Source organism: Streptomyces sp. NPDC031466 (assembly GCF_055581265.1).
In genome coordinates this window covers 162,349-175,006 of record NZ_JBVIJT010000015.1, presented here as the reverse complement: position 1 = coordinate 175,006, position 12,658 = coordinate 162,349, and the positions used below count along the sequence as shown (strand labels likewise).

Genomic DNA, 12,658 nt, shown 5'->3' with positions numbered 1-12,658 from the left:
TGTCCGTGTGTCCCGCCGCAGAATCGGCTTCTGGTACCGCCTTGCGGCGGTGATCGCAAAACCGCCGCTGGTGGTTCTGTTCAAGCGGGACTGGCGTGGAATGGAACACATTCCGGCCGACGGCGGATTCATCACGGCGGTGAATCACAACTCGCATATCGACCCGTTGTCGTACGCCCACTACCAGTACAACACGGGACGGGTGCCGCGTTTCCTGGCAAAGGACGGCCTTTTCCGGGACGGCTTTGTCGGCAGGGTCATGAAGGGCACGGGCCAGATCCCGGTCTACCGCGAGACCACGAACGCGCTGGACGCCTTCCGCGCCGCGGTCGACGCCATCGAGCGCGGTGAGTGCGTCGCGTTCTACCCCGAGGGCACGCTCACCCGGGACCCCGACATGTGGCCGATGACCGCCAAGTCCGGTGCCGCGCGGGTCGCCCTGGAGACCAAGTGCCCGGTGATCCCCGTGGCGCAGTGGGGTGCCAACCTCGCGCTGCCGCCGTACAGCAAGAAGCCCTCCCTCTTCCCGCGCAAGACCCTTCAGGTGAAGGCCGGGGCCCCCGTCGACCTGTCGCGCTTCCTCGACAAGGAGCCGACGCCCGAGGTGCTCCGCGAGGCGACCGAGGCCATCATGGCCGCGATCACCGAACTCCTGGAGGAGATCCGCGGCGAGAAGGCCCCCGACCGGCCCTACGACCCCCGCCGGGCCCGGCTGGAGCAGCGACGCAAGGCAGCGGCCCGCAGGGCCCGGCGGGGCAGCGCGGACAGCACCACGGACAGCACCTCGGAGGACAGCAAGTGACGAACCCCCTGCACCCGGCAGGTGCCGTGAAGGCCGCCGTCTTCGGAACGGGCTCCTGGGGTACGGCCTTCGGCATGGTGCTCGCCGACGCGGGGTGCGACGTCACCCTGTGGGGACGGCGCCCCGAACTCGCCGAGGCGGTCAACTCCACGCGGACCAACCCCGACTACCTCCCCGGCGTCGAGCTGCCCGAGAACCTGAGGGCCACCACCGACCCCGCCGAGGCCGCCGAGGGCGCCGACTTCACCGTGCTCGCCGTGCCCTCGCAGACGCTGCGCGGCAACCTCGCCGCGTGGGCCCCGCTGCTGGCCCCCGACACCGTCCTCGTCTCCCTGATGAAGGGCGTGGAGCTGGGTTCCGCGATGCGCATGAGCGAGGTCATCGGGGACGTCACCAAGGTCCCCGCCGACCGCGTCGCCGTCGTCACGGGGCCCAACCTGGCCCGTGAGATCGCCGCCCGGCAGCCCGCCGCCGCCGTGGTCGCCTGCGAGGACGAGGCGGTCGCCCAACGCCTGCAGCGGGCCTGCCACACGCCGTACTTCCGCCCGTACACCAACACCGACGTGGTCGGCTGCGAGCTGGGCGGTGCCGTGAAGAACGTCATCGGCCTCGCGGTCGGCATCGCGGACGGCATGGGCCTCGGCGACAACGCCAAGGGCTCCCTCATCACCCGCGGCCTCGCGGAGACCACCCGGCTCGGACGGGCGATGGGCGCCGACCCGCTGACGTTCGCCGGACTGGCGGGCCTCGGCGACCTGGTGGCCACCTGCTCCTCGCCGCTCTCGCGCAACCACACCTTCGGCACCAACCTCGGCAAGGGCATGACGCTGGAGGAGACCATCGCGGTCACCAGGCAGACCGCCGAGGGCGTCAAGTCCTGCGAGTCCGTGCTGGATCTGGCCCGCAGGCACGGCGTCGACATGCCGATCACGGAGACCGTCGTCGGCATCGTGCACGACGGCACGCCCCCGGTGGTGGCCCTCAAGGAGCTGATGGCGCGCAGCGCGGGCCCCGAGCGTCGCTGACTGTTCCCCGGGCAGCGGGTACGCTCAACGCGATATGAGCAGCGAGAACCTCCCCCCGAGCCCTGAAGCGAGCCCCGAGTCGAGCTCCGGGCAGCAGCTCCGCAAGCCGCGCGTGGCCGTCGTCTTCGGCGGCCGCAGCTCGGAGCACGGCATCTCCGTGGTGACGGCCGGCGCCATCCTGAGCGCCATCGACCGCACCAAGTACGACGTCCTGCCCATCGGCATCACCACCGACGGCCGTTGGGCCCTGACGGCGGACGAGCCGGAGCGGATGGCCATCACGGACCGCAGGATGCCGAGCGTCGCCGAGATCGCCGACTCCCTGGAGGGCGGCGTCGTCCTGCCGCTCGACCCGGGCAACCGCGAGGTCGTCTACAGCGAGCCCGGCTCCGTGCCCAAGGCGCTCGGCGACGTCGACGTCGTCTTCCCGATGCTGCACGGCCCCTACGGAGAGGACGGCACCCTCCAGGGGCTGCTCGAACTCTCCGGAGTGCCCTACGTCGGCTCCGGTGTCCTCGCCTCGGCCGTCGGCCAGGACAAGGACTACATGAAGCGGGTGTTCACCTCCTTCGGGCTGAACGTCGGCCCCTACCTGGTGATCCGCCCGCGCGAGTGGCGCCAGGACGAGGCGGGCGCCCGGCAGCGCATCGCGGACTTCGCCGGCGAGCACGGCTGGCCGTTGTTCATCAAGCCCGCGCGTGCGGGCTCCTCGATCGGCATCACCAAGGTCGACTCCTTCGAGGGCCTGGACGAGGCGATCGCCGAGGCGCAGCGCCACGACCCGAAGATCCTCGTCGAGGCGCTGCTGCGCGGCCGCGAGATCGAGTGCGGCGTCCTGGAGTTCGAGGACGGCCCGCGCGCGAGCGTCCCGGCCGAGATCCCGCCGGTGCAGACGCACGACTACTACGACTTCGAGGCGAAGTACATCGACTCGACGCCCGGTATCGTGCCCGCCCCGCTGACGCCCGAGGAGACCGAGGAGATCCAGCGGCTCGCGGTCGAGGCGTTCGAGGCGGCGTCCTGCGAGGGCCTGGTGCGCGCCGACTTCTTCCTCACCGAGGACGGCCGGTTCGTGATCAACGAGATCAACACGATGCCGGGCTTCACGCCGATCTCGATGTACCCGCAGATGTGGGAGAAGAGTGGCGTCCCCTACGCGGAGCTGGTGGACCGCCTCATCCAGGCGGCGCTGAACCGCTCCACGGGCCTGCGCTAGTCCATCGGCCCGAGGGCGTCAGGCGATGCCCTTGGGGATGGTCCTCTTGATGGGGGCGGCGAAGTCCGTGAGCGGGCCGAGGCCGTCCCCCGTCCGCTCCTTGGGCAGCGTGACCTCGACATAGGCGAGCCGCGCCCCGGTGGTGAACGTGTACGACCCGTCCTCGCGCTTCTGCAGGAGCCAGGCGACGCCGTTCACCCGCACACCGTTCTGCCCGGCGTAGGCGGGATCGATCATCTCGGGGGGCCGCTCGACGCCGCAGCGCAGTATGATCGCCGGGTCTCCCCACCCGGCGGTCAGCTCCGACTTCGGCCCGGGGTCGGTGCGCTCCAGCCCGTCGATCTTCTTCGGGAGCTGTTCGTGCAGGTCCCGGCAGAGCCCCGCCGCCTTGGCACCCGGGGACGGAACCACCACCGACGCCCGATCGTCCGCGGCCGAGCAGGCCGCCGTCGTGAGCGACAGGGCAAGAGCGGACGTGGCGACAAGGCGGCGGCGCCGGAGACGAGCGATGTTCACCGGGTCAGGGTAGACGGGGGCTACAAGTGCACGACCGGGCAGGTCAGGGTGCGGGTGATGCCGTCCACTTGCTGGACCTTGGCGACCACCATGCGGCCGAGCTCGTCCACCGTGTCCGCCTGGGCTCGCACGATGACATCGTAGGGACCGGTGACGTCCTCGGCCTGGATCACTCCCGGGATCTTGCCGATCAGCTCGGCGACGGTCGACGCCTTGCCGACCTCTGTCTGGATCAGGATGTACGCCTGTACCACGGAACCTCCAGGGCGGCGACGAGGATCATGTGGGGAGAAGGGACGCCACGGTACCGCGTCGCCGCGCGTCACGGGGAGACCCGGGCGAACCGCGGCGTGCACATCGTGGTGGACGGACAACACGACTCGACGGTCACGTCGACCGTACCGACGACAGTGACGGCTCGCGACCGGGGGCCGGGCAGCGCGAAAGGGCATGGTGAGACTCGGTGAAGGGAACCGTGGGCGAATTGGGGGAGTTCGGGCTCATCAGAGAGCTCACCTCGCGGCTCACCTCCACTCCGGCCGTACGGCTCGGCCCCGGCGACGACGCCGCGGTCGTGTCCGCTCCGGACCGCAGGGTCGTGGCGAGCACCGACATCCTCCTGGAGGGGCGGCACTTCCGCCGCGACTGGTCCACCGCCTACGACGTGGGCCGCAAGGCCGCCGCGCAGAACCTCGCCGACATCGCCGCCATGGGCGCGGTGCCGACCGCGCTGCTGCTCGGCCTCGTGGTGCCGGCCGACCTTCCCGCCAACTGGCCCACCGAGCTGATGGACGGCCTCAGGGACGAGTGCCAGGTCGCGGGCGCGGCCGTCGTCGGCGGGGACGTCGTGCGCGGCGACACCATCACCGTCGCCATCACGGCCCTCGGCGATCTGCGCAACCACGAGCCGGTCACGCGGGCGGGCGCCCGGCCCGGCGACGTCGTCGCCGTCACCGGCTGGCTGGGCTGGTCCGCCGCCGGCCACGCGGTGCTCTCCCGGGGCTTCCGCTCGCCACGCGCCTTCGTGGAGGCCCACCGCAGGCCCGAGCCGCCCTACCACGCGGGCCCCGCCGCGGCCGGACTCGGCGCGACCTCCATGACGGACGTCAGCGACGGGCTCATCGCCGACCTCGGCCACATCGCCGAGTCGAGCAAGGTACGCATCGACATCCGCTCCGGTGACGTCGACGTGCCCACCCAGATGAACGACATCGGCCAGGCCGTCGGCGTCGACCCGCTCCAGTGGGTGCTCAACGGCGGCGAGGACCACGCGATCGTCGCGACGTTCCCGCCCGACGTGAAGCTGCCCGCCCGCTGGAAGGTCATCGGCGAGGTCCTCAACCCCTCGGCGCTGCCCCAGGTGACCGTGGACGGCGCGCCCTGGACCAGCAAGGGCTGGGACCACTTCGGGGACAACGGGGACGCCGAGTGAGCGCGCCGCCGCGGGTGCTCACCGTCGCCGGGTCCGACTCCGGGGGCGGCGCCGGCATCCAGGCCGACCTCAAGACCATGCTCGCCCTCGGCACCCACGGCATGAGCGTCGTCACGGCCGTCACCGCACAGAACTCCCTGGGCGTGCAGGGCTCTTGGGAGCTGTCGGCGGACGCGGTGCGGGCCCAGTACCGCAGCGTCGTGGACGACATCGGCGTACAGGCCGTGAAGACCGGCATGCTCGCCTCGGCCGAACTGGTCGAGACCGTCGCCGACTTGCTGGCGGGCACGGACGCGCCCGCCGTGGTCGACCCGGTCGGCGTCTCCAAGCACGGCGACCCGCTGCTCGCGGCCTCCGCCCTGGACTGCGTCCGCGCGAAGCTGCTGCCGGTGGCGACGGTCGCGACACCCAACCTGGACGAGGTCGCCCAGCTCACCGGCGTCGAGGTCACGTCGGAGGACGACCTGCGCCGCGCGGCCGCCGCCGTCCTCGCGTACGGCCCCAAGTGGGTACTCATCAAGGGCGGCCACCTGCGCGGCGACGCGGTGGACCTGCTCACCGACGGCTCCGAGGCGCACGTGCTGCGCGCCCCGCGCCTCGACAACCGTCACACCCACGGGACCGGCTGCACCCTGGCCGCCGCGATCGCGGCGCACCTGGCGCGGGGACAGGGCGTGCCGGAGGCGGTGGCGGCGGCCAAGGAGTACGTCACCGGGGCGATCGCCGCCGGGTACGCGCTCGGCGCCGGGATCGGCCCCGTGGATCACGGCTGGCGGTTCCGGCAGGCGTAGGCCTCGCCCCACGCGCGTGAGGGCACGAAAAAGCCGGCTCCCCGAGGGGAGCCGGCTGATTCAGCAACCAGCTAGGTGCCGCGCTGACGTCAGCGCGAGACCTTGCCGGCCTTGATGCACGAGGTGCAGGCGTTGAGGCGCTTCGGCGTCCCGCTCACCACGGCACGCACACGCTGGATGTTCGGGTTCCAGCGACGGGGCGTACGGCGGTGCGAGTGCGAGATGTTGTTGCCGAAGCCCGGCCCCTTGCCGCAGACGTCGCAGTTGGCAGCCACGGGTCACTCCAAAGACTTCAGATGCACTTACGGTTAATCCCGGCATGCCGAGATCAGTGCAATGATCGAAGTGGCGTTGCCAGGAGGAATGTCCCGATGAGTATCGGGCAACCGGAGCAGCATACAACGACTGCTTCGGTACAACGAAACTACCACGGCTCGCCCGGCCCCCGCCCCGGGCCCCGTGTTCACCCTCGGTCTACGCTGCGTCCATTCCGGATGGTCAAGGAGGCGAACAGGTGCCGCAGAACCTTGACGCGGTCGCGGTGCGCGCCTGGTGCCGACTGGCTCTGGACGCCCTCGGCAGGGCCCGCGAGGAGATCGACTCCATCAACGTCTACCCCGTCGCGGACGGGGACACGGGCACGAACCTCTACCTGACCGTGGAATCGGCGTCCCAGGCGGTCGACGCGGCCTTCACGGGGCACGAACCGGCGCTTCCCTCGCTGGCGGAAACGGTGCGGGCGATGGCGCACGGGGCGCTCATCGGGGCCCGCGGCAACTCGGGGACGATCTTGTCCCAGCTGCTGCGGGGGATGGCCCAGGTCCTCGCGGGACCCGCCGGCGACCAGGAGGACGGCCACTTCTCGGCCGACGCCACCGGTGACGCGGATCACGTCGACGCCCGCACCCTCGCACTCGCCCTGCACCGGGCCGCGGAGTCCGCGTACGAAGCCGTCGCGCACCCCGTCGAGGGCACCGTCCTCACGGTGGCCACCGCGGCGGCCCGGGCGGCCGGGGCGGCGGAGGGCGCCGACTGCGCGACGGTGGCCGAAGCCGCGTACGAGGGCGCCTGCGCGGCCCTGGACGCGACCCCGGGCCAGCTCGCCGTGCTGGGGCGTGCGGGAGTGGTGGACGCCGGCGGGCGCGGCCTCGTCGCGGTGCTCGGGGCGCTCGTGGGGGCACTGTCGGGCGGCACGGTCGCGCGCAGGGCGGCCGACGGCGCTCACGCGCGCGTGAGCGCCGAGGAGAGCGGCGAGTGCGAGGAGAGTCCGGCCGAGGGGGGCGGCCCCGCGTTCGAGGTGATCTACCTCCTGGAGGCCGACGACAGCGCGGTGGCACGGCTGCGGGCCCGGCTCGACCGGCTCGGCGACTCGCTCGTCGTGGTCGGCGGCGACGGGCTGTGGAACGTCCACGTCCACGTCGACGACGCGGGAGCCGCCGTGGAGGCGGGCGTCGAGGCGGGCCGCCCACACCGCATCCGCATCACCCACTTCGGGGCGGACGACGTCCACACCACCCCGCGGCCGCCCCGGGAACGTACGCAGCGGGCCATCGTCGCCGTCGTCCCCGGAGAGGGCCTCGCCGGTCTCTACGCCGAGGCCGGGGCGACCACGGTGCCCGCGCGCGTGGGGGAGCCGCCCGCGAGCGGCGAGCTGGTCGACGCCATCCGCAGGGCGCACGCGCACGAGGTCGTGCTCCTGCCCAACGACGCCGAGCTGCGCCACACCGCGGCCGCCGCCGCGCAGCAGGCCAGGACGGAAGGCGTGCGCGTCGCCCTGATCCCGACCCGCTCCGCGGTGCAGGGCATCGCGGCCCTCGCCGTGCACGCGCCCGACCGCCCCTTCGACGAGGACGTCGTCGCCATGACGTCCGCGGCCGGCGCGACCCGCTACGGCGAGCTGACCGTCGCCGAACGGCAGTCCTGGACCATGGCGGGCATCTGCCAGGCCGGCGACGTCCTCGGCCTGATCGACGGCGACGTCGCGGTGATCGGCTCCCAGGTCGCCCCCACCGCCACCGCCGTCCTGGACCGCATGCTGTCGGGGGGCGGCGAGATGGTCACGCTCGTGCTCGGCGAATCCGTCCCGGACACCGTCGCCGGGCGGTTGGAGAAGCACGTGCGCGAGACGTACCTGGCCGTCGACACGGTCGTCTACCGCGGCGGCCGGCAGTCCGCGCTGATGCTGATCGGCGTGGAGTGACCCCCTCGCCGAGCGGCGGGCAGGGGGGAGCTGCGGCGGATTGTCAGTGCCGTGGTGTGCAATGGATCTCGTGCCCGCGCTCGAAGAACCCCTGAAGAAAGTGGTCGGCCCCGCCACCGCGAAGGTGATGGCCGAGCACCTCGACCTGCACACGGTCGGCGACCTCCTGCACCACTACCCCCGGCGGTACGCCGAGCGGGGCGAGCTGACCCGCCTCGCCGACCTCCCCCTGGACGAGCACGTCACGGTGGTCGCCCAGGTCGCGAGCGCGCGCCTGCACACGTTCACGTCCGCCAAGGCGCCCCGCGGCCAGGGCCAGCGCCTGGAGGTCACCATCACGGACGGCAGCGGCGAGCTGCGCCTGGTCTTCTTCGGCCGAGGCGTCCACAAGCCGCACACGGAGCTGCTGCCCGGCACCCGCGCGATGTTCGCGGGCAAGGTCTCCGTCTTCAACCACCGCCTCCAGCTCGCCCACCCCGCCTACGAACCGCTGCGCGGCGGCGACCCGGACGCGGTGGACAGCTGGGCGGGCGCGCTCATCCCGATCTACCCCGCCTGCAAGCAGCTGGAGTCCTGGAAGATCGCCAAGTCCGTCGAGACGGTCCTGCCCAGCGCCCCGGAGGCCCTCGACCCCCTGCCCGCCTCCCTCAGGGAGGGCCGCGCCCTCGTCCCGCTGCCCGAGGCGCTCCTGAAGATCCACCGGCCGCACTCCAAGGCGGACATCGCCGCCGCCCGCGACCGGCTGAAGTGGGACGAGGCCTTCGTCCTCCAGGTCGCCCTGGCCCGGCGCAGGCACGCCGACGGGCAACTGCCCGCCGTCGCCCGCAGGCCCAAGGAGGGCGGCCTGCTCGACGCCTTCGACGCCAAGCTGCCCTTCACGCTCACCGAGGGCCAGCAGAAGGTCTCCAAGGAGATCTTCGACGACCTCGCCACCGAGCACCCGATGCACCGCCTCCTCCAGGGCGAGGTCGGTTCCGGCAAGACGATGGTCGCCCTGCGCGCCATGCTCGCCGTCGTGGACGCGGGCGGCCAGGCCGCGATGCTCGCGCCCACCGAGGTCCTCGCCCAGCAGCACCACCGCTCCATCGTGGAGATGATGGGCGAGCTGGCCGAGGGCGGCCTGCTCGGCGGCGCGGAGCAGGGCACCAAGGTCACGCTGCTCACCGGCTCCATGGGCACCGCCGCCCGCCGCCAGGCCCTGCTCGACCTGGTCACCGGCGAGGCCGGCATCGTCATCGGCACCCACGCGCTCATCGAGGACAAGGTGCGGTTCCACGACCTCGGTCTGGTCGTCGTCGACGAGCAGCACCGCTTCGGCGTGGAGCAGCGCGACGCCCTGCGCGGCAAGGGCAAGCAGCCCCCGCACCTGCTGGTCATGACGGCCACGCCCATTCCCCGCACGGTCGCGATGACCGTCTTCGGGGACCTGGAGACATCCGTCCTGGACCAGCTGCCCGCCGGGCGCTCGCCGATCGCCAGCCATGTCGTGCCCGCCGAGGAGAAGCCGCACTTCCTCGCCCGCGCGTGGGAGCGCGTGCGCGAAGAGGTGGAGAAGGGCCACCAGGCGTACGTGGTGTGCCCCCGCATCGGTGACGACCCCGACGAAGCCGCCGGCCCCGCGAAGGGGGCCAAGAAGGGCGCGGGGAAGAAGTCCGCCGAGGAGAAGGCCCAGGAGGCGGCCACCGCCGAGAAGCGGCCCCCGCTCGCCGTGCTCGAGGTCGCCGAGCAGCTCGCGCGCGGCCCCCTCCAGGGGCTGGCGGTGGAGGTCCTGCACGGCCGCATGCAGCCCGACGACAAGGACGCCGTGATGCGCCGCTTCGCCGCCGGCGAGACGCAGGTCCTGGTCGCGACGACGGTCATCGAGGTCGGGGTGAACGTCCCGAACGCCACCGCCATGGTGATCATGGACGCGGACCGCTTCGGCGTCTCCCAGCTGCACCAGCTGCGCGGCCGCGTCGGCCGCGGCTCGGCCCCCGGCCTGTGCCTGCTGGTCACCGACATGCCCGAGGCGAGCCCCGCCCGCGCCCGCCTCGGCGCCGTCGCCGCCACCCTGGACGGCTTCGAGCTGTCCCGCATCGACCTGGAGCAGCGGCGCGAGGGCGATGTGCTGGGCCAGGCCCAGTCCGGGGTGCGCTCCTCGCTGCGGATGCTCGCGGTCATCGACGACGAGGAGGTCATCGCCGCCGCCCGCGAGGAAGCGGCCGCGGTGGTCGCCAAGGACCCCGACCTGGAGCACCTGCCGGAGCTGCGCACCGCCCTGGACGCCCTGCTCGACGCCGAGCGCGAGCAGTACCTCGACAAGGGGTGACGCCCGCGCACGCCATATCGTGGAGGGACCACCGCCCAGCCAGAAGGACTCAGATGACCCGCGTGATCGCCGGTGCGGCCGGCGGACGCCGCCTCGCCGTCCCGCCAGGGAACGGCACCCGCCCCACGTCCGACCGTGCGCGCGAGGGCCTCTTCTCCACCTGGCAGGCCCTCCAGGGCACGCTCGACGGAGCGCGCGTGCTCGACCTGTACGCGGGCTCCGGCGCCGTGGGCCTGGAGGCGCTCTCCCGGGGCGCCGCGCACACCCTGCTCGTCGAGGCCGACGCCCGGGCGGCCCGCACCATCCGGGAGAACGTGCGGGCGGTCGGCCTGCCCGGCGCCGAGGTCCGAGCGGGCAAAGCCGCCCAGATCGTCCGGCAGGGGGCGCCCTCCACCCCGTACGACCTGGTCTTCCTCGACCCGCCGTACGCCGTCACCGATGACGATCTTCGGGAGATCCTGCTCACACTCCGCTCGGAGGGGTGGCTCACGGCGGACGTGCTCGTCACCGTTGAACGCAGTACAAGAGGCGGGGAATTCGGCTGGCCGGAGGGTTTCGAGTCCCTCAGGTCCCGTCGCTACGGCGAAGGGACGTTTTGGTACGGTCGCGCCGCCTCTACGTGCGACGACTCAGTGATCGCGCCATGACCGGACCGGAGAGCGAGGGACTCACGTTGCGCCGCGCCGTATGTCCGGGGTCTTTCGACCCCATCACCAATGGACACCTCGACATCATCGCCCGCGCCTCCAAGCTGTACGACGTGGTGCACGTGGCGGTGATGATCAATCAGTCGAAGAAGGGCCTGTTCGAGATCGAGGAGCGGATCGACCTGATCCGCCAGGTCACGGCCGACTTCGGCAATGTCGAGGTCGAGTCCTTCCACGGCCTCCTCGTCGACTTCTGCAAGCAGCGCGACATCCCGGCCATCGTCAAGGGCCTGCGCGCGGTCAGCGACTTCGACTACGAACTCCAGATGGCCCAGATGAACAACGGCCTCTCGGGTGTCGAGACCCTGTTCGTCCCGACCAACCCCACCTACAGCTTCCTCTCCTCCTCGCTGGTCAAGGAGGTCGCGGCCTGGGGCGGTGACGTCGCGCACCTGCTGCCGCCGGTGGTCCACGCGGCCCTGGTCGAACGCCTGGGCGAGAAGTGACCCCCTGACGGCTCGTCATCCGGTGTCGGGCGGGCGCCCGTCGGCCTTACAGTCGTCCCGTCCGTCTCCCAACCAGCTGTAGAGAGTGGCGAGCACACGGTGGACGTGCAGAAGAAGATCGACGAGATCGTCCGGGCGATCGGCAGCGCCCGGTCCATGCCCATGTCGGCCTCGTGCGTGGTCAACCGCGCCGATCTGCTCTCGATGCTCGAAGAGGTGCGCCAGGCCCTGCCCGGCTCCCTCGCGCAGGCCGAGCAGCTCATCGGCGGCCGCGAGCAGCTGGTCGAGCAGGCCCGCCAGGAGGCGGAGCGGATCATCGAGAGCGCGCACGCCGAACGCGGCTCCCTGATCTCCGACACCGAGGTCGCCCGCCGCTCCCAGGACGAGGCCGACCGCATCCTCGCCGAGGCCCGCCGGGCCGCCGAGGAGGTCCGCGCCGAGGCCGACGACTACGTGGACGGCAAGCTCGCCAACTTCGAGGTCGTCCTCACCAAGACCCTCGGCTCGGTGGGCCGCGGCCGCGAGAAACTCCTCGGCACCGGCCCCGGCCTGGACGAGCACGGCTACGAGGACGAGGACGCCCCCGAGCGCAGCCACGACCCCGAGACCCTGCGCCGCGACGCCGACGCGTACGTCGACGCCAAGCTCGCCGCCTTCGAGGCGGTCCTCGCCAAGACCCTGGAGGCGGTCGGCCGGGGCCGCCAGACCCTGCACGGCCGGGCGCCCGCCGACGAGCTGAGCGCGCTCGGGGACATCCACACCACCCAGGGGCACACCACCGACGCGGAGTACCTCGCGGACCTCGCGGGCCCGGCCGCCGCCCCGGCCCCCCGGCAGGCCCCGGCGCCCCAGGCCCCACCGATCCCGCCCCAGCAGCCGTACACCCCCCAGCAGCCCGAGCCGGACCCGTACGGCTACCAGCACCAGGACGCGCACCAGGACCCGTACGGCTACCAGCAGCCGTACGGCCAGCAGGACCCTTATGGCTACCAGCACCAGGACCCCCGGCAGTACCAGGAGCCGCGGCAGCACGAGGAGCCGCAGCACCAGTACGGATACGCGCAGCAGGGCTACGAGCAGCCCCCGTACGAGGTGCCCGCCGCGCTGGAGGAGGCCAGCCTCTTCGACACGACCATGATCAGCGCTGAGGAGCTGCGCCGGTACGAGCAGGGGCGCCAGTAGCGCACCGGCCCGGATTGGGCCGTGGGCGAAAGG

The 12,658-nt window shown here is 72.3% G+C and carries 13 protein-coding genes; 10 read left to right on the top strand and 3 right to left on the bottom strand.

Going from position 1 to position 12,658, the window contains the following annotated elements:
- Positions 1–7 precede the first annotated feature (7 nt).
- Genes ACZ5GP_RS31835 through ACZ5GP_RS31825 form a run of 3 tightly spaced genes read left to right on the top strand, consistent with a single transcriptional unit; the run spans position 8 to position 3,043 of the window.
- Positions 8–802 carry a lysophospholipid acyltransferase family protein gene (locus ACZ5GP_RS31835; protein WP_468754153.1) on the top strand — a complete coding sequence of 265 codons (795 nt, stop codon included), beginning with the start codon at positions 8–10 and terminating at the stop codon, positions 800–802.
- Complete coding sequence (locus ACZ5GP_RS31830) at positions 799–1,827, top strand: NAD(P)H-dependent glycerol-3-phosphate dehydrogenase (protein ID WP_468754152.1); 1,029 nt, start codon at positions 799–801, stop codon at positions 1,825–1,827. Before ACZ5GP_RS31835 ends, ACZ5GP_RS31830 begins: the two co-directional genes overlap by 4 nt.
- Before the next feature lie 34 nt (positions 1,828–1,861).
- The gene (locus tag ACZ5GP_RS31825; protein ID WP_468754151.1) at positions 1,862–3,043 is read left to right on the top strand and encodes a D-alanine--D-alanine ligase family protein; all 1,182 of its coding nucleotides are present in this window, start codon (positions 1,862–1,864) and stop codon (positions 3,041–3,043) included.
- Between the two features lie 18 nt (positions 3,044–3,061).
- On the opposite strand, the gene ACZ5GP_RS31820 is transcribed toward ACZ5GP_RS31825, so the two are convergent.
- Positions 3,062–3,559 carry a DUF3515 domain-containing protein gene (locus tag ACZ5GP_RS31820; RefSeq protein WP_468754150.1) on the bottom strand — a complete coding sequence of 166 codons (498 nt, stop codon included), beginning with the start codon at positions 3,557–3,559 and terminating at the stop codon, positions 3,062–3,064.
- Between the two features lie 20 nt (positions 3,560–3,579).
- Complete coding sequence (locus tag ACZ5GP_RS31815) at positions 3,580–3,813, bottom strand: Lrp/AsnC family transcriptional regulator (RefSeq protein ID WP_016642988.1); 234 nt, start codon at positions 3,811–3,813, stop codon at positions 3,580–3,582.
- A 209-nt stretch (positions 3,814–4,022) separates the two neighbouring features.
- Here ACZ5GP_RS31815 and ACZ5GP_RS31810 point away from each other — a divergent pair, with 209 nt between their 5' ends.
- Together ACZ5GP_RS31810 and thiD are read left to right on the top strand one after the other, a co-directional pair.
- The gene (locus tag ACZ5GP_RS31810; protein ID WP_358587922.1) at positions 4,023–4,991 is read left to right on the top strand and encodes a thiamine-phosphate kinase; all 969 of its coding nucleotides are present in this window, start codon (positions 4,023–4,025) and stop codon (positions 4,989–4,991) included.
- Complete coding sequence (gene thiD, locus ACZ5GP_RS31805; RefSeq protein ID WP_468754149.1) at positions 4,988–5,782, top strand: bifunctional hydroxymethylpyrimidine kinase/phosphomethylpyrimidine kinase; 795 nt, start codon at positions 4,988–4,990, stop codon at positions 5,780–5,782. Before ACZ5GP_RS31810 ends, thiD begins: the two co-directional genes overlap by 4 nt.
- An 89-nt stretch (positions 5,783–5,871) precedes the next feature.
- Here thiD and rpmB read toward each other — a convergent pair whose 3' ends face one another.
- Positions 5,872–6,057 (bottom strand): 50S ribosomal protein L28, encoded by a 186-nt coding sequence (rpmB, locus tag ACZ5GP_RS31800; RefSeq protein ID WP_016642993.1) that lies wholly within the window; start codon positions 6,055–6,057, stop codon positions 5,872–5,874.
- A gap of 239 nt (positions 6,058–6,296) precedes the next feature.
- Here rpmB and ACZ5GP_RS31795 point away from each other — a divergent pair, with 239 nt between their 5' ends.
- The 5 genes from ACZ5GP_RS31795 (at position 6,297) to ACZ5GP_RS31775 (ending at position 12,625) form a co-directional block, all read left to right on the top strand.
- Positions 6,297–7,982 carry a DAK2 domain-containing protein gene (locus tag ACZ5GP_RS31795; RefSeq protein WP_468754148.1) on the top strand — a complete coding sequence of 562 codons (1,686 nt, stop codon included), beginning with the start codon at positions 6,297–6,299 and terminating at the stop codon, positions 7,980–7,982.
- Between the two features lie 61 nt (positions 7,983–8,043).
- Entirely contained in the window at positions 8,044–10,290 is a 2,247-nt protein-coding gene (recG, locus tag ACZ5GP_RS31790) for an ATP-dependent DNA helicase RecG (protein WP_468754147.1), read from the top strand.
- Between the two features lie 53 nt (positions 10,291–10,343).
- On the top strand, positions 10,344–10,937 hold the full coding sequence (gene rsmD, locus ACZ5GP_RS31785) for a 16S rRNA (guanine(966)-N(2))-methyltransferase RsmD (protein ID WP_468754146.1): 594 nt from the start codon (positions 10,344–10,346) through the stop codon (positions 10,935–10,937).
- A gap of 26 nt (positions 10,938–10,963) precedes the next feature.
- Complete coding sequence (gene coaD / locus ACZ5GP_RS31780; protein WP_468754173.1) at positions 10,964–11,443, top strand: pantetheine-phosphate adenylyltransferase; 480 nt, start codon at positions 10,964–10,966, stop codon at positions 11,441–11,443.
- Between the two features lie 99 nt (positions 11,444–11,542).
- Positions 11,543–12,625: a cell division initiation protein gene (locus tag ACZ5GP_RS31775; protein ID WP_468754145.1), complete on the top strand. Its 1,083-nt coding sequence runs from the start codon at positions 11,543–11,545 to the stop codon at positions 12,623–12,625.
- The last annotated feature ends 33 nt before the right edge of the window (positions 12,626–12,658 follow it).

Coding starts and splice junctions, on each gene's coding strand:
- ACZ5GP_RS31825 (WP_468754151.1), top strand. CDS start 1,862: ATGAGCAGCGAGAACCTCCCCCCGAGCCCTGAAGCGAGCCCCGAGTCG.
- recG (WP_468754147.1), top strand. CDS start 8,044: ATGGATCTCGTGCCCGCGCTCGAAGAACCCCTGAAGAAAGTGGTCGGC.
- rsmD (WP_468754146.1), top strand. CDS start 10,344: ATGACCCGCGTGATCGCCGGTGCGGCCGGCGGACGCCGCCTCGCCGTC.